Origin of the sequence: Acetobacter orientalis (genome assembly GCF_000963965.1) — a bacterium.
GTDB classification, from domain to species: domain Bacteria; phylum Pseudomonadota; class Alphaproteobacteria; order Acetobacterales; family Acetobacteraceae; genus Acetobacter; species Acetobacter orientalis.
The window spans coordinates 216,658-232,978 of record NZ_BAMX01000024.1; the positions used below are offsets into that span (position 1 = coordinate 216,658).

The 16,321-nt window shown below is 50.9% G+C and carries 17 protein-coding genes; 4 read left to right on the plus strand and 13 right to left on the minus strand.

The genetic code is table 11. The features are described 5' to 3' along the window. Window position 1 precedes the first annotated feature (1 nt). Both purC and purB read right to left on the minus strand, forming a co-directional pair. The gene (gene purC, locus Abor_RS10300) at window positions 2-769 is read right to left on the minus strand and encodes a phosphoribosylaminoimidazolesuccinocarboxamide synthase (protein ID WP_048841836.1); all 768 of its coding nucleotides are present in this window, start codon (window positions 767-769) and stop codon (window positions 2-4) included. Between the two features lie 126 nt (window positions 770-895). Beyond that, window positions 896-2,245: an adenylosuccinate lyase gene (gene purB / locus Abor_RS10305; RefSeq protein WP_048841782.1), complete on the minus strand. Its 1,350-nt coding sequence runs from the start codon at window positions 2,243-2,245 to the stop codon at window positions 896-898. 161 nt (window positions 2,246-2,406) lie between these two features. On the opposite strand from purB, the gene Abor_RS10310 reads away from it, so the two are divergent. The 4 genes from Abor_RS10310 to Abor_RS10325 all read left to right on the plus strand — a co-directional run bounded on the left by Abor_RS10310 (window position 2,407) and on the right by Abor_RS10325 (window position 6,051). Then, complete coding sequence (locus tag Abor_RS10310; protein WP_048841783.1) at window positions 2,407-3,018, plus strand: YjbE family putative metal transport protein; 612 nt, start codon at window positions 2,407-2,409, stop codon at window positions 3,016-3,018. An 84-nt stretch (window positions 3,019-3,102) separates the two neighbouring features. Then, a complete protein-coding gene (locus Abor_RS10315) occupies window positions 3,103-5,049 on the plus strand; it encodes a lytic transglycosylase domain-containing protein (RefSeq protein ID WP_048841784.1) in 1,947 nt (648 codons plus the stop codon). Next, window positions 5,049-5,504 (plus strand): phosphatidylglycerophosphatase A family protein, encoded by a 456-nt coding sequence (locus Abor_RS10320; RefSeq protein WP_048841785.1) that lies wholly within the window; start codon window positions 5,049-5,051, stop codon window positions 5,502-5,504. The genes Abor_RS10315 and Abor_RS10320 overlap by 1 nt, the downstream gene beginning before the upstream one ends. A gap of 22 nt (window positions 5,505-5,526) precedes the next feature. Then, window positions 5,527-6,051 carry a CinA family protein gene (locus tag Abor_RS10325; protein ID WP_048841786.1) on the plus strand — a complete coding sequence of 175 codons (525 nt, stop codon included), beginning with the start codon at window positions 5,527-5,529 and terminating at the stop codon, window positions 6,049-6,051. Between the two features lie 43 nt (window positions 6,052-6,094). Here Abor_RS10325 and Abor_RS10330 read toward each other — a convergent pair whose 3' ends face one another. The 11 genes from Abor_RS10330 to Abor_RS10380 all read right to left on the minus strand — a co-directional run bounded on the left by Abor_RS10330 (window position 6,095) and on the right by Abor_RS10380 (window position 16,273). Further along, window positions 6,095-6,355 carry a hypothetical protein gene (locus Abor_RS10330; protein WP_126621026.1) on the minus strand — a complete coding sequence of 87 codons (261 nt, stop codon included), beginning with the start codon at window positions 6,353-6,355 and terminating at the stop codon, window positions 6,095-6,097. 105 nt (window positions 6,356-6,460) lie between these two features. Beyond that, the gene (locus tag Abor_RS10335; RefSeq protein WP_048841788.1) at window positions 6,461-6,922 is read right to left on the minus strand and encodes a type II toxin-antitoxin system RatA family toxin; all 462 of its coding nucleotides are present in this window, start codon (window positions 6,920-6,922) and stop codon (window positions 6,461-6,463) included. Continuing rightward, window positions 6,922-7,896 carry a lipoyl synthase gene (gene lipA / locus Abor_RS10340; RefSeq protein ID WP_048841789.1) on the minus strand — a complete coding sequence of 325 codons (975 nt, stop codon included), beginning with the start codon at window positions 7,894-7,896 and terminating at the stop codon, window positions 6,922-6,924. Before lipA ends, Abor_RS10335 begins: the two co-directional genes overlap by 1 nt. A gap of 130 nt (window positions 7,897-8,026) precedes the next feature. Further along, window positions 8,027-9,439: a dihydrolipoyl dehydrogenase gene (gene lpdA / locus Abor_RS10345; RefSeq protein WP_048841790.1), complete on the minus strand. Its 1,413-nt coding sequence runs from the start codon at window positions 9,437-9,439 to the stop codon at window positions 8,027-8,029. A gap of 16 nt (window positions 9,440-9,455) precedes the next feature. After that, window positions 9,456-10,706: a pyruvate dehydrogenase complex dihydrolipoamide acetyltransferase gene (locus Abor_RS10350; protein WP_048841791.1), complete on the minus strand. Its 1,251-nt coding sequence runs from the start codon at window positions 10,704-10,706 to the stop codon at window positions 9,456-9,458. A gap of 13 nt (window positions 10,707-10,719) precedes the next feature. Continuing rightward, a complete protein-coding gene (locus Abor_RS10355) occupies window positions 10,720-12,075 on the minus strand; it encodes a pyruvate dehydrogenase complex E1 component subunit beta (RefSeq protein WP_048841792.1) in 1,356 nt (451 codons plus the stop codon). 5 nt (window positions 12,076-12,080) lie between these two features. After that, window positions 12,081-13,091: a pyruvate dehydrogenase (acetyl-transferring) E1 component subunit alpha gene (pdhA, locus tag Abor_RS10360; RefSeq protein ID WP_048841793.1), complete on the minus strand. Its 1,011-nt coding sequence runs from the start codon at window positions 13,089-13,091 to the stop codon at window positions 12,081-12,083. 113 nt (window positions 13,092-13,204) lie between these two features. Continuing rightward, window positions 13,205-13,687 (minus strand): cyclic pyranopterin monophosphate synthase MoaC, encoded by a 483-nt coding sequence (moaC, locus tag Abor_RS10365; RefSeq protein ID WP_084594490.1) that lies wholly within the window; start codon window positions 13,685-13,687, stop codon window positions 13,205-13,207. 3 nt (window positions 13,688-13,690) lie between these two features. Next, window positions 13,691-14,557, minus strand: a complete 867-nt coding sequence (gene trpC, locus Abor_RS10370; RefSeq protein ID WP_048841794.1) for an indole-3-glycerol phosphate synthase TrpC — start codon at window positions 14,555-14,557, stop codon at window positions 13,691-13,693. A gap of 2 nt (window positions 14,558-14,559) precedes the next feature. Then, the gene (gene trpD / locus Abor_RS10375) at window positions 14,560-15,672 is read right to left on the minus strand and encodes an anthranilate phosphoribosyltransferase (RefSeq protein WP_048841795.1); all 1,113 of its coding nucleotides are present in this window, start codon (window positions 15,670-15,672) and stop codon (window positions 14,560-14,562) included. 4 nt (window positions 15,673-15,676) lie between these two features. Then, window positions 15,677-16,273 carry an anthranilate synthase component II gene (locus Abor_RS10380; protein ID WP_048841796.1) on the minus strand — a complete coding sequence of 199 codons (597 nt, stop codon included), beginning with the start codon at window positions 16,271-16,273 and terminating at the stop codon, window positions 15,677-15,679. Window positions 16,274-16,321: the final 48 nt, after the last annotated feature.

Sequence of the window (16,321 nt, forward strand, 5' to 3'; positions counted from 1 at the left end):
ATTAAACGGGGGTGTCCGTGGGTTTGTGCTCAGTGCTATTGCCTTCTTCAAGCAAAATACCAAGGCGCCGCGCCACTTCCTGATAGGCTTCTTTTACGCTGCCCATGTCACGCCGAAAGCGGTCTTTATCCAGCTTTTCGTTGGTCTGTGTATCCCACAGGCGGCAATTGTCGGGCGAGATTTCATCTGCAAGGACAATGCGCATGTCCTCACCTTCCCAAGCGCGGCCAAATTCGAGCTTAAAGTCAACAAGCTGGATACCAATGCCTGCAAACAGGCCGCACAGGAAGTCATTCACCCGCATGGCAAGACCGGTCATTTCCTCAAGGTCGTGCGGGCAAGCCCAACCAAAGGCAATAATGTGATCTTCAGAGACGAGTGGGTCATTCAGCGCATCATTTTTGTAGTAAAATTCTACAATGCTGCGTGGTAGGCGCTTGCCTTCTTCAATGCCAAAACGTTTGGCAATGCTGCCAGCCGCAATGTTGCGCACAACCACCTCAAGAGGGATAATCTCGACCTCTTTAACCAACTGCTCGCGCATATTGATACGGCGAATAAAATGCGTGGGAATGCCAATTTCTTGCAGGCGGAGCATCAGGTGTTCGCTGATGCGGTTGTTCAGGACGCCTTTGCCAGTAATGACGCCGCTTTTGGCACCGTTGCCAGCAGTAGCATCGTCTTTAAAGTACTGAACAATTGTGCCCGGTTCTGGGCCTTCAAAAAGGATTTTAGCCTTACCTTCGTAAAGCTGGCGGCGACGGGCCATGGGCATCCTTACCTGTCTTGCTAGAAACCGATCCCTGCTCGGTTTAGCCAAGAAGGCTTTATGCGACCTTCTTGGCTAAAAAACAATAATAGCAGGGTTATGGGTACGAAGAAATAGGGCAGCGCGTTACTGCGCGGGGCCTGCTTCTCCAAAAACTTTCTCATAAAGCGTATCAATGGCTTTAAGGTGCTGCCGGCTATCCATGGCAGCGTCCAGCACATCAGCTGGCACGCGACCAGAAATTTCGGGGTCGAGGGCCAGATTTTCCCGGAAAGTTTTCCCTTCTGGGGTGCCGAGCTTTGTCCATGTTGCCATCGCGTTGCGTTGCACAATCCGGTAGGCATCTTCTCTAGAAAGTCCTGCACGGGCCAGAGCCAGCAGAACCTCGCCTGAATGTACAACCCCGCCAAGGCTTTCAATATTAGCAGCCATGCGGTCTGGGTAAATGACCAGTTTGGTCATTAAGCCAGACAGGCGGGCCAGAGCAAAGTCCAGACCAATGGTCGCATCTGGGCAGATATTACGTTCGACAGAGGAGTGGCTGATATCACGCTCGTGCCAAAGCGCCACGTTTTCGAGTGCCGGAATGGCAGCAGAGCGCACGAGGCGCGCAAGGCCAGTCAAGTTTTCGGTCAGGACAGGGTTGCGTTTATGCGGCATGGCAGAAGACCCCTTTTGACCGGGGTGGAAGAATTCTTCAGCCTCGCGCACTTCTGAGCGCTGCAAATGGCGTATTTCTGTTGCCAGTCGTTCAATGCCGCTTGCAATAACAGCTAAGGTGCAGAAATAGGCCGCATGCCGGTCGCGCGGGATAACCTGCGTAGAAACTGGTTCTGCTTTTAAGCCGAGCCGTTCGGCCACAAAGCTTTCTACGCGCGGGTCTAGGTGGGCGTAAGTGCCAACCGCACCAGAAATGGCGCAGGTTGCAATTTCGGCCCGCGCGGCTTCAAGGCGGGTTTTGTTGCGTTCAAATTCGGCATAGTGCCCAGCAAGCTTCAGGCCGAACGATGTGGGCTCTGCATGGATACCGTGGCTGCGGCCAATGGTCAGGGTATATTTGTGCTCAAAAGCCCGGGCGCGTAGCGCACTCAGCACGTCTTCAAGGTCTTTCAAGAGCAGGTCTGTGGCCTGCACAAGCTGCACAGAAAGGCAGGTGTCCAGAATGTCAGATGAAGTCATGCCCAAATGCACAAAGCGGCTTTCGGGGCCTACTTTTTCAGCAAGCCATGTCAGGAAAGCAATCACATCGTGGCGGGTTTCAGCCTCAATCTCATCAATACGGGCTAAATCCGCATCGGAGAAAGCAGCAAGTGCAGCATCACCTTTTTCACGGACAACTTGAGCTGCCTCTTTGGGAACCGCACCGTACTCGGCCATGGCTTCACAGGCCAGCGCTTCGATCTCGAACCAGATACGATAACGATTTTCGGGAGACCAAATAGCGGCCATAACAGGTCGGGTATAGCGCGGCACCATAACGCGGCATTCCTCATAGCAAGCGGGATAATGCGGGCTTCTCTACCTGATTTCTGTTCTGGCGTCTGCCCGTGAATGAATAAAACTTTGACTTGCTCCCTACTTTGGGGGACTCGGTCAGGCATATTGTCTGCCAATAGGCACAGAGAATCGGGGGTTTCGTGCACAGTTTGCTTGAATCTTTTAGCCTGCAAGCGGTTATCGCCTTTCTGCAAGTTATCCTTATTGATGTAACTTTGGCGGGCGATAACGCGGTTGTTATTGGGCTGGTTGTTAAGTCGCTCTCTCCGTCCGACCGTCAGAAAGCAATTTTTGCGGGCATTGGCATTGCTGCCATTATCCGCATTTTGTTGGCGCTTGTGGCGGTTAAACTGCTTGCTGTTGTTGGGCTTACGCTGGCAGGTGGCCTGCTTTTGTTGTGGGTTTGCTGGAAAATGTACCGCGAACTCCGCGCAGAGCAGAGCGCAGAAGACGCAGGGCAAGCCACTCCTGGCAGTTTTGGTAAGGCCGTTTTTCGTATTCTGCTCGCAGACCTGTCTATGAGCCTTGATAACGTGTTAGCCGTTGCTGGTGCTGCGTCTGAGCACCCGGGCATTCTTGTTGCGGGTTTGGTGCTGTCTGTTTTGCTTATGGGAGTCGCTGCATCTTTTATTGCCCGCCTATTAGACCGGTATAAGTGGATTTCTTGGGTGGGTTTGCTGATCGTTTTTGCGGTAGCGATTGAGTTGATTGTAAAAGGTGGTGGAGAGGTTTGGGGGCACTTGCCGCACTAAGGTAGCGTTCTGGGTGTTGCTTTGTGCTGGTAGTTTGTAAAACACGACTTGCCAGCGTTAGGCGGATGTCTAAACCTTGCTGTTATGCTTAAGATCCCTACCGCGCCCCACCGTTTAAAGAGCATTGTGCCGCTTGCTGCTTTGGTGCTGGCAAGCTGCTCTCCATCAGCCAATACACAGGTCTCTGGGGCTACGCAGCCTGCATGGCCAACACAGCAGCAGGCTGGGTCACTTCATGGGCCAACAGACCCCGTAGCAAGCAGGCTTACGGTGTGGCTGAACTTGGTGGGGAATGCGCATGCCCCGGCAAAAGAGTATGCGGATTTTCTCTCAACTCGCCCGGTCTGGCCGCGTTGGCAGTTGCTCAAATTGCGTATGCAACAAGCCCTTGCTCAAGAGAATGACCCTACCGTGTTGCAGCAGGTGTGTGGCGAGCAAACGCTCACTTACGGCCCTGCCCTTGCTCGCTGTAAAGCCGCTTTACCACAAGATGCTGCACGCTTTTCTGCTCAAGCGCGACAGGCATGGATGAATGGTAACGATACAACGCAAGCCGCCATAGCTCTGAGCACCTCTTTCCCTGAAGTGCTAACGCCTGAAGCCTCATGGTTACGCTTTAACCGAGAGGAAAAAAGTGGTTTGCTGGCAGCAGCTAAGCAAACCGCTACCTTTCTTAAAGAGAGTAGGCAGCAATTAGCCCGCGCTCGCCTGGCTTTACGCGGTAATGATCCCACGGCAGAAGTGCTTTTATCGACCCTAAACGCAACCGATGCAGCCGATCCCATTTTGCAGCTTGATCACGCACGTTGGCTCCGTAACGCACAACGCTATGATGATGCCGTGCAGCTTTGGAAGGGAGCCGTCGGCACAGCAGAAGCGCAAAGCGCTTTGCCTCTGTTTTGGCGTGAACGTGATGCACTAGCCAGAGAGTTGCTGCAAAACAACCGAGAGGCAGATGCTTTCTGGGTTGCGAACGACACAACGGCTTCTGGAGCGAATAAACTAGATGCAGCTTTCCTTAGTGGCTGGATTGCTCTGGAAAAATTGCAAGACGCAACAAAGGCTGAACCTTTCTTTCGTCAGCTTGCATCTTCTTCGGCTTTGATAACCAGAAGCCGGGGGTATTATTGGTTGGGCCGCATGCATGCTTTATCAGGTAACCAAGCCGCAGCAAAAGCTGACTATCAGCAAGCAGCAACAGACGTTGGTACGTTTTATGGCCAGATGGCGGCCGCACACTTAGAAGGGCAAGGGGCTACCCTTTTAAACTCTGATACTGTGCCCGCACTTGTAAAACAGCGGCTGAAGACTTTACGAGATAATAACCCGAATACCGCTACAGAAGTCCGTCTGGACGGAAGCGATCTGGCTCAAGCCGCACAAATTCTGGTATCTTGGGGGGATACGGCACACGCAAGAGACTTCTTGGCGCTTCTTGCGCAGCAGGTCGTTACCATGCCAGATAAATTGGCTTTAGTGCGTTTGGCAGATAGCCTGCATGTGCCAGATATTGGGGTAACACTCGCGCGGCAAGCCGGAAAAAGCGGTGTTTTTCTTCTTCACGAAGGTTGGCCAATGCCTTACACCATATCAGATACCGCTGTTTTGGGGCTTATGCGACAGGAAAGTAGCTTTAACCCAGACGCAGTCAGTTCCTCCAACGCAATTGGTTTAATGCAGCTTAAGCCTGATACTGCAGGAGATATGGCACGTAAAATTGGTTTGCCTAGTTCTGCCGCTACAGCGGCCGGTCTGCACGACCCCAATAATAATATGCAGCTTGGCATTGCTTATTTGCAGCATATGCAAGAGCGTTTTGGGCGCGTTGTTCCTTATATTGCGGCTGCCTACAACGGTGGGCCAACGCGTTTGGCAAGGTGGTTAAACAGCGCCGGCAACCCTGCCGCACAAAATGCTACGCAAGAACAGATGATTGATTGGATAGAGAGCATCCCCTACAGCGAAACCCGTAATTACGTGCAACGAGTGTGGGAAAATATGACTATTTATACAGTGCTGGGGCAAAATTAATGAATTTAGCGCGCTTTGTTGCAACATTTGGTGGAGCCGGACTTGCTCCTAAAGCACCCGGCACTGTGGGGTCTTTAGCTGCTTTAGTAGTGGGTTTGCCGCTGGTGCGCCGCCCTAAAGCTCTAGCCGCCGCTGCAGGCGTTGCTACGCTTGCAGGCTTATGGGCAGCCCACAAAGCTGGCGATGGTGAAGACCATAGCTGGATTGTAATTGATGAAGTGGCTGGTATGTGGATTAGCCTGCTGGCGTGTGCCCCGTTAGAAAGCAAGCAGCGTGCAGGCTTTTTCTGGCCATTGATAGCGTTTGGGTTGTTCCGTCTCTTTGATATTACTAAACCCGGCCCTGTAGGTATGTTAGACCGTAAACACAATGCCATTGGCATTATGGGTGATGATATTGTGGCAGGTTTTATGGCCGCTGGGTGCATAAAGCTGCTTAGAGCCTGCAAGGGCTAAAGCCCGACTAAGAGGTGTGAGTATGTCTGTGCCCCCTACTCTCCTATCCCCCGATGTGGCAGAAAGCCTTATTGCACGTTCAGCACAGGTGCTCTCGCGGCTCCGCCAGACTGAGCATAAAGTTGTTACAGCCGAAAGCTGCACCGGTGGCTTAGTGGCGGCACTCTTAACGCATCATGCTGGGTCATCAGATGTAACTGAGGGCGGGTTTGTTACGTACTCTAATGCCCTTAAAAACGCAGTGTTAGGTGTTAGCTCTCACACCTTAAGCCGTTTTGGTGCTGTTAGCGAAGAAACAGTGCAGGAAATGGTGCAAGGAGCTTTACGCCTTGCTCATAACGCAACTATTGCTGTTTCTGTCTCCGGTATTGCGGGGCCATCAGGTGGGTCTGCTGAAAAACCTGTGGGCTTAGTTTGGTTTGGTGTGGCTTTAAAGGGCCAGCAATCACAGGCTTATAGCCAAGTCTTTACTGGCAATAGAGAGGCTGTGCGTACACAAGCGGCTGAGTATGCTTTGGCTTTAGTGCTAAAAAACTTACCAGAATAAAATAGCATAATAGGCTTAATTCGAAATTAATTAACGATTGGTGTTATCTGGAAATATGCCCGTAAAAATTTTCAGGTAGAGCTGGCGTAACGGCAATGGGTGGTACACTTAAGCCTGTGCCTTCAGCAATGACCGTATCTGCACTTTTACTTTGTTCTATTGCTTGTAAACGCACAATTTTTTGTTCTGCTACAGCATTGGTTTGGTGCGCTGTGGCTAGGCTTTTATTATTCAGGCTTTCAGTATTATAGGGCCGCGTTAAAGTGTTGTCGTGTGCTGGGCCGAGTGGAGTTCTTTGCTGCATAGGTGCCGCAAAAATTTGACTCGAAAAAGCAAAAACACTTGCACAGACCGCGAAAGAGATAGCGCCTTTTTTCATAGTGTTTTGTGCTCCTACGCGCTTTAACGGTTAAGGCTCTTTAGGTAATGGCAGAGCCTGTGGTGCACCATAAATATCTTTAGCGCGTTTAATAAAGGCTGAAACCATAAGGCGTACGGCCTCACCAAACACTACACCAATAGCGGCCTGTAGAATTTTGGAGCGAAACTCAAAATCAACATAGAATTCCACCAAGCATCCTTTGGGATCTGGGGTGAATTTCCAGATGTTTTTTAAGTAACGGAACGGCCCACGCTCATAGCGAACGGTTATGTATGTGGGGCGGTCTAGCGTAACACGAGACGTAAAACTTTCTCGGAAAGGCCCAAAACCAACCGTTAAATCTGCCACCAGCTCTGTTGCGGTGCGTGAACGCACCTGTGCCGAGGCACACCAAGGCAGAAACTCTGGGTAGCGTGCTACATCGGCTACAAGGTCAAAAATTTGTTCCGGCTGGTAAGCAAGGACACGCTTTTCTGCGTGTTTAGGCATTAGTTGGCCCCTTTCAGGCGGGCGGTACGCGCGTTTTTCAGTTCAGCAAAGTCTGCATCTGCATGGTACGAAGAGCGGGTTAGCGGGCTGGCACTTACCTGTAAAAACCCTTTGACGCGCGCCATTGTGCCGTATTCCTCAAACTCTTGTGGTGTTACAAACCGCTGCACAGCGGCATGTTTAACCGTTGGTTGGAGATACTGGCCCATTGTTATAAAATCTACATCAGCAATGCGCAGATCATCCATGACCTGAGCGAGTTCCATTTTCTCTTCCCCTAACCCAAGCATAAGACCAGATTTTGTGAAAATGCTTGGGTCTAACTGCTTTACCCGGTCAAGCAGCCTAAGAGATTGGTAATAACGTGCTCCGGGGCGAATGGTGGGGTACAACCGGGGCACTGTTTCAAGGTTATGGTTGAATACATCTGGCCGGGCTTCAACAACCACTTCGAGAGCATTGTTTTTGCGTAAAAAATCTGGGGTCAGAATTTCTATTGTGGTGTCTGGTGCGTTGCGTCGTATAGCGGCAATAACACGTGCAAAATGTAATGCCCCGCCATCAGCCAAGTCATCTCGGTCAACCGAGGTAATAACAACGTGCCGCAAGCCTAATTTAGCAACAGCCTCCGCCACGCGTTCGGGTTCATCCGCATCTAACGCATGGGGCAACCCGGTTGTAACATTGCAGAAGGAGCAGGCGCGTGTGCAAATCTCACCCATAATCATCATGGTTGCATGACGTTGAGACCAACACTCGCCAATGTTGGGGCATGCTGCCTCTTCACACACGGTTACCAGCTTGTTGTCACGCATAAGCTGGCGTGTTTCGTGGTATATAGGGTGCGTAGGCGCTTTAACACGGATCCACTCAGGCTTACGTGCAATTGGGTTGTCAGGTCTGTGGGCCTTTTCAGGGTGCCTGACAGTATTTGAGCCACCTTTGCGGTGGTCTATTAAAACACGAGTGGACATTATGGGTCACGCCTGCACACAAAAACTAAGTAATTAGAACTAAACCTCTTGCCTATAACGTCAAGCGAGAAGCGTTGTTATCTAGCAAACAACGCCATCACACCCCTGCGATGGCGTTGTTCGGGCATTACTAGAAATGCAACGCGCCATCATAGGCAGCCAGCACGGCTTCATGCATAGATTCAGAAATGGTGGGGTGTGGAAAAACCGTTTCAGCCAACTCAGCCTCGGTCAATTCACCATTTCGGGCAATAACATAGCCCTGTATCATTTCCGTAACCTCGGCACCAATCATGTGGGCGCCAAGTAATTCGCCCGTCACCTCATCAAACACAGTTTTGATGAGCCCATCGGTCTCGCCCATTGCCAGAGCCTTACCGTTTGCCACAAGCGGGAACTTGCCCACGCGCACCTTGTATCCAGCATCGCGTGCTTTGCTCTCCGTTAAACCAACGGATGCAACCTGTGGGCGGCAATAGGTGCAGCCGGGAATTTTGGTGGGATCTAGCGGGTGTACCTTTTTACCTGCAATGGCTTCTACGCACATAACGGCTTCATGGCTGGCTTTGTGGGCAAGCCACGGAGCGCCTGCTAAGTCCCCAATGGCGTAAACGCCCGGTTCACCAGTGCGGCAGAGTGCATCTGTTACAATGTGGGTACGTTCAACAACAACTTTGGTATTTTCTAAGCCAAGATTTTCCGTATTGCCAACAATACCCACAGCAGAAATAACAGTATCTACAGTAATGTTCTGTTGCTTACCGGCTACTTCAACAGGCACAGTCACTGTCTGCCCCGCTTTCTGGAGCGAGCCAATTTTGGCAGATGTGAGAACTTTTATGCCTTGTTTTTCAAAGGATTTTTTAGCCAGAGCGCTTATGTCTTCATCTTCTACCGGCAAAACACGCGGGGCCACTTCTACGAGTGTTACCTCAGAGCCCATGTTGCGGTAAAAAGAGGCAAACTCTGTGCCAATAGCGCCCGAACCAATAACAAGTAGTCTTTTTGGCAGCGTTTCTGGCACCAAAGCTTCTCGGTAAGACCAGATAAGATTACCGTCTGGCTCAAGGCCCGGCAGAGTACGTGCCCGAGCGCCTGTTGCCAGAATAACATGCTGCGCAGTGAGCGTTGTTGTAGCACCCTCTTTGGCAGTTACGCTTACTTTGCGTTTTTTGTCCGCTGTAAGGCCCGCAAGTTTACCGTAGCCGTTAAAAACCGGTACTTTGGCTTTTTTCAGCAGATGGGCAACCCCAGATGCAAGCTGTTTAGAGACTGCACGTGAGCGAGCAACGACTTTAGCAAAGTCAAAGCTCACATTCTCAGCTTTAAACCCATAAGGTTCAAGGTCGTGTAAAAGGTGGTTAATCTCTGATGCACGCAACAAAGCTTTAGTAGGGATACACCCCCAGTTAAGGCAGATGCCTCCCAAATGCTGTGCCTCAACCACAGCAACAGACAGGCCAAGCTGAGCAGCCCTTAACGCTGCTACGTACCCGCCTGGGCCGCCACCAATAACAAGAATGTCAAAGTCTGTTTGGCTCATAGGTGTCCCCTGCCCTTTAAATCACGAGGCTTAATGGTGCTTCCACAACAGAGCGGAAAGCAGAGAGCCATTCAGCGGCTGCGGCACCATCTACCACCCGGTGGTCGACAGAAAGAGTTACGGTCATAACCGTTGCAATTGCTATTTCATTGCCTTTTACAACAGGTTGCTTACGGCCTGCTGCAATGGCTAAAATGCCAGCCTGCGGTGGGTTAATAATGGCTGAAAACTCTTTTACGCCATACATACCCATGTTGGAGATAGAGAACGTACCGCCCTGAAATTCTTCAGGTTTGAGCTTGCCGGCACGTGCCCGTTTAACTAGGTCTTTTGCTTCCTGACTGATTTGTTTCAAGCCCTTTTTGTTTGCTTGCTTAACAATTGGGGTAATCAGACCATCAGGAATGGAGACTGCAATAGAGATGTCTACATCATCGTAAAGAATCATGGCATCTTCAGTGAAGGCTGCGTTTACGGCAGGGACACGCTTTAAGGCAACAGCGGCAGCCTTGATAAGCATGTCATTAACAGACAGCTTAAAGCTCTCAGGGCCTTCGGCGGGAGATGTCGCATTAATCTGGCTCCGTAGAGCAAGTAGCGCATCAAGCTCGACATCAACCGACACATAAAAATGCGGAATAGTACTTTTAGATTCACTTAATCTACGCGCAATAACTTTGCGCATGCCTGAGTGTGGCACAGTTTGTACCGTACCTTCTGCCACAGGCAAGGTTGCAGTTGGTAGTTGAGAGAGAGTGCTAGCACCAGCTTTTGCGGCCGATTCAACATCGGCTCGTACAATACGACCGTGAGGGCCGGTGCCTTTAACTGTAGCGAGATCAATATTTTTTTGAGCAGCAATTCGTTTTGCGAGTGGTGAAGCCACAATTCGAGTGCTTTTTGGAGGCTGGGTTTGTGCTGCCTGAGTGACTGCGGCTTTTACTGGAGCTGGCGGCACCGCTTCTTGCGCAGGTGCTGACGGAGTGGGAGCCTTATGAGGTGGCAGTGAATCTGGTACAGCCTCGCCTTGTTCTACTAAAATGGCGATAGGCGTATTAACAGCAACGCCCTGTGTACCATCTTGTATGAGAATGCGGCCTAGTACGCCTTCATCAACCGTCTCAACCTCCATGGTGGCTTTATCGGTTTCAATTTCTGCCAGAACATCTCCGGCAGAAACTGTGTCCCCTTCTTTTTTAAGCCAGCGTGCCAGCGTGCCTTCTGTCATGGTGGGAGAAAGCGCTGGCATAAGAATTTCAGTTGCCATTATTTAAAGCCTTTCACACCTGACCGAGCACGGCATCAACAATATGGCTGGCCTGTGGAAGGGCCAGTTTTTCAAGATTGGCAGCAAACGGCATAGGCACATCAACCCCTGTCACGCGTGCGGGTGGTGCATCAAGCCAGTCAAAAGCGTGCTCAATAACTTGCATGGCAACTTCTGCGCCAATACCAGCAAAGGGCCAGCCTTCTTCTACCGTTACAAGGCGGCTTGTTTTCTTAACGCTTTCAACAACCGTGGCCGTATCTAAGGGGCGTAGGGTGCGTAGATTAATAACTTCTGCCTGTATGCCTTGTTCGGCCAGAATTTCCGCAGCTTCCAGAGCCGTGCCAACCATGATGGAGAACGCAACAATGGTAACATCGCTACCGGCACGTTCAATTTTGGCTTTGCCAATTGGCAGCACAAATTCTTCATCGGTCGGGCATGCAAATTTACGACCGTAGAGAATTTCATTTTCTAGAAAAATGACCGGGTTAGGGTCACGAATAGCGGCACGAAGTAGGCCTTTTGCATCAGCTGCAGACCAAGGCGCTATAACCTTAAGACCCGGAACATGCGCATACCAACTGCCATAGCACTGAGAATGCTGTGCCCCAACGCGTGCAGCCGCGCCGTTAGGGCCACGAAACACAATAGGGCAGCCCATCTGGCCACCAGACATGTACAGGGTTTTTGCTGCAGAGTTAATAATATGGTCAATCGCCTGCATCGAGAAATTCATGGTCATGAATTCAACGATAGGCTTAAGCCCTGTAAGGGCTGCACCAACAGCCATACCTGTAAAGCCGTGCTCGGTAATAGGCATGTCGATAACACGCTTTTCACCAAACTCGGCCAGAAGCCCTTGAGAGATTTTGTAGGCACCTTGATACTGCGCCACTTCCTCGCCAAGCAAAAACACATCTGGGTCGCGGCGTAGTTCTGCGGCCATAGCTTGGTTTAGGGCTTCTCGGACAGTAATCTCGGCTGTCTCACCCCATTCTTTTTCTGGCTCACTTACCGCAAGTACGGTGGCTTTTGGGGGAGCAACTGGTGTGACATCTGTTGCGTTTGGTGCTGTAGGTGTTCTGGCGGCTGTGGGTTGTGTGCGTTCTTCGCTCAATGTTTCCCCTTCGCTAATAAGCACAGCAATAGGGGTGTTTACGGCAACATTCTGTTGCCCTTCAGTTACCAAAATACGGCCGAGAATACCTTCTTCAACCGCTTCAACTTCCATCGTGGCTTTATCGGTTTCAATTTCAGCCAGAACGTCACCGCTTGAGATGGTATCTCCTTCTTTCTTCAACCACCGGGCTAATGTGCCCTCTGTCATGGTGGGAGAAAGAGCGGGCATGAGAATATCAGTAGCCATTCGTATCAAGCCTCTAGCAGGACATCAGTATAAAGTTCAGCAGGATCAGGTTCTGGGCTTGTCTGCGCAAATTCAGCGGAGTCATTTACGACGGCTTTAACATCAGCCTCAATGGTACGCAGGCTTTCTTCTGTAACGCCTGCATCCAGTAAAATAGTACGCACGTGGTCAATCGGGTCACGCGTTTTACGGATTGTATCGACCTCTTCGCGTTTGCGGTATTTGGCGGGGTCAGACATTGAGTGGCCGCGGTAGCGGTAGGTCATCATTTCTAGCAAGTAAGGCCCCTTACCTGCTCGGCAATGGGCTACGGCTTCTAAGGCTGCGTCATGAACTGCGGCAATATCCATGCCATCTACCCGTTTGCCGGGAATGCCCCATGGCTCACCATTACGCCACAGTTCATGCGATGCAGAGGCACGCTCAACGCTGGTGCCCATACCGTACAAATTATTTTCAATAACAAAAATACAAGGGAGTTTATGGAGGGCCGCTAAGTTAAAGCTTTCATAGACCTGCCCTTGGTTGGCTGCGCCGTCACCAAAATAGGCAATAGAGACTTCATCTGTCTCTCGGTATTTATTTGCAAAAGCCAGACCGATACCAAGGGCCACTTGCGCACCGACAATACCGTGGCCACCGTAAAAGTTCTTCTCCCGCGAGAACATGTGCATGGAACCACCTTTACCGTGCGAATACCCAGTAGAGCGCCCCGTTAACTCTGCCATAACACCGCGTGCTGTCATGCCTGCGGCTAACATCTGCCCATGGTCGCGGTAGGAGGTAATCAGCTTATCCCCCTCTTTTAGCGCCATTTGGATACCGATAACTACGGCTTCTTGACCAATATAGAGGTGGCAAAACCCCCCAATTAAACCCATGCCGTATAGTTGCCCGGCTTTTTCTTCAAACCGGCGGATAAGCAGCATATCGTGGTAAGCTTGTGTAAATTGCTCGCGGGTGAGAGATGGCCCATTCCCGCCTGTTTGTAGAGCATTGTTTTTACCCGCCTGCATGGGTTTTCCCTTTTATATGTTTTGCGTTTCCAAAAATAAAGAATGACGGTTTGCTCTTAAGGGCAGCAGCAAGGCGTCATAATTTGCCAATTGGCTTATGGTCTAAAAAGTCGTTAGTCTTGGGCGTTATAGTCTCCAGATTGGCCGCCGCTTTTGTGCTTTAGGCTAATGTTAGAAATGCACATTCCCCGGTCAACTGCCTTACACATGTCATACAATGTCAGCGCCGCAGCAGAGACAGCGGTTAGAGCTTCCATCTCAACGCCTGTAGGCCCTGTTGTAACAACAGTTGCAGTAATCTCAATGCAGTTATCCGCAGGAGACAGGTCTAGTTTGACACTGCTTAAAGCTAAGGGATGGCATAAAGGTATGAGATCAGAGGTTTTTTTTGCTGCCATAATGCCAGCAAGGCGAGCTGTTGCCAGAACATCACCTTTTGGTGCGCTGCCAGAAACAATCATGGCGAGCGTATCTGGCAACATATTAATGCGACCATACGCAACTGCTGTACGTTTGGTCGCGGGTTTGGCAGACACATCAACCATGTGTGCGTGACCGGCACTGGTTAGGTGCGTAAGCTGCTTGGTGGTAGGCACAGGTTAGGCTTTGCCCAAAAGTACTCGTGCTGCTTGCCCTGGGTCTGGCTGGCGGAGCAAAGATTCTCCAACCAAAAAGCCGGTTGCCCCGATTGCTGCTAAGTTGGTCACGTCATCATGGGTTTTAATGCCGCTTTCGGAAACAATAATACGGTCTGGCGGCACCAGGGGGGCAAGCTCACGTGTTGCGGCAAGATCTGTCTTTAATGTCTTGAGATTACGGTTATTAATCCCAATCAAAAAAGTATCGAGCGCTAAGGCACGGTTGAGTTCTTCTTCATCATGCACTTCAACCAGCACGTCCATTTCAAGGCCTTTAGCGTGGTCAACGAGTGCTAACGCTTCTTCGTCTTGTAAAATGGCCATAATGAGCAAAATGCAGTCTGCACCGATCATGCGGCTTTCGTAAACCTGCCACGGGTCAAGAATAAAGTCTTTGCGGAGCACGGGCAAAGAGCAGGCTGCACGGGCTATTTGCAGGTCTTCATTTTGCCCATGAAAGCAAGAGCTTTCAGTCAACACAGAAAGGCAAGCCGCACCTGCTTGCTCATACCCTAGTGCAATTTTGGCCGGGTCGTAATGCTCTTGTAAAATACCAGCAGAGGGAGATGCTTTCTTGATTTCGGCTATCAACCCAATGGAGCGGTCTGCTGCTTTTTCTTTTAAAGCACGACCAAAGCCACGCGGGGCATCTTTTACTTCTTGTGCACGCGCCGTAATTTCTTTGAGCGGCAGCAATGTTGACCGATGCTCAACCTCAACCCGTGTACGGGCGCAAATACGGGAGAGAACATCGGGCAGTTCTTCTGCGCGAATGCACGTGTCCACCTCAGAAATGCCAGTATTGGACGAAGTGGGTATTTCGTTCATGATCATCCTGTTACGTTTGGAGCATGCGCATCAGAAGATGCTGTACGCAAACCAGTCAGCACTGCCAAGGCAGAACCATCGTCAAGCGGGCGAGAGACGGCTGCAACACTTTCTTTTAATGCTGCGGGGTCAATCTCAGCCCCTCGTAAAAGAGAAACGCGGCCTGCAACGTGCAATGCGCATGCCGCATTAAAAACAACTGTATCACGGTATGCGCCAGTAGCGCCACTCAGAAGCTCAAGAAGCGCTTGAGCATTATAGGCGGGGTCAGCCCCGACAATGGCAGAAATGGGGTGCGCGGGTAGCCCTGCCATCTCAGGTTCGAGCGTAAAGTTATTCTTTCTACCATCTTCAAACGCAACAACTTGGGTTGGGCCTGCAAGCGTTATTTCATCAATACCTTGGCTTTGCCCTACAGGCAGGCCACAAACAGCCCACACGCGCTCAGAGCCGAGTTGTGCGAGCACATCAACAATATCGTTGAGCCACGCTTCAGCAAAGACACCTATGAGCTGCCGCTTAACCTGTGCCGGGTTGATAAGTGGCCCCACCAGATTAAATAGCGTGCGTATACCCAAGGCTTTTCGGACGGGTGCTGCGTGGCGCATAGCTGGGTGATGATGGGGGGCTGCCAAAAAAGCAATATGGTGCGTTTTGAGCTGCTCAGAGAGGATTAGTGGGTCTGCATGTAGTGGCACCCCTAATGCGCCGAGCACATCAGATGCGCCTGTGCGAGACGATACTGCCCTGTTGCCATGTTTGGCAACGGGCACCCCGAGGGCAGCAAGCACAAATGCGGTTGCGGTAGAAACATTAAGGGTGCCGTAATGGTCTCCTCCTGTGCCGCAGACATCTATCGTACCAGTGGGCACATTGGGTATAGAAATCATGCGGCTGCGTAGGGCCGTTACAGCTCCAAGCAGTTCATCCCTGCCCTCACCTTGCATGCGCAATGCGGTCAGAAAAGCGGCAATTTGTTCGTTCGGTATTGCACCGTCCATAATAAGCCCAAAGGCTTGTGCCGTTTCAGGCAGGCTAAGGCGTGAGCCAGCGCAAAGTGTATTTAAAAAGGGTGTAAGGCCATGACCAGCCTGAGGGGGGGCAGCTAGGGTCATGGGTTTAAAGAGCTAACTGTTCAGACGTCCAGTTGCGGGCATGCGTCAAAAAATTTTTAAGCAGGTCATGACCGTGTTCTGACGCAATGCTTTCTGGGTGAAATTGTACGCCTGAAATGGGATATTCTTTATGGCAAACCCCCATTATCACGCCGTCTTCCGTCCAGGCTGTTACATCCAAACATTCAGGAATACTGCCCGGTTCCAGTGTTAGGCTATGGTAGCGTGTAGCTTGTAGTGGGTTAGGCAGGCCTGCAAAGACATCGGTATTTTTATGGAAAACCGGGCTGACCTTGCCATGCACAGGCGTTGGTGCCCGTACAACTTTTGCGCCAAATACTTGCCCAATAGCCTGATGACCCAAGCAAACACCAAATACCGGAATTTTGCCTGCTGCTGCGTGTATCACATCACAGCAAATTCCTGCTTCAGTGGGGGAACACGGGCCGGGCGAAAGAACAATGGCCTCAGGGGCCAAGTCCAACACATCGGCAGCGCTCAGGGCATCGTTACGATAAACCTGACATTCCTCTCCTAATTCACCAAGGTAGTGAACCAGATTGAAGGTAAAACTGTCATAATTGTCTATCAGCAGGATCATGGCGATATGATGACCTTGTGTTGCCTTGTCGTCAAATGCTGTTTGTGT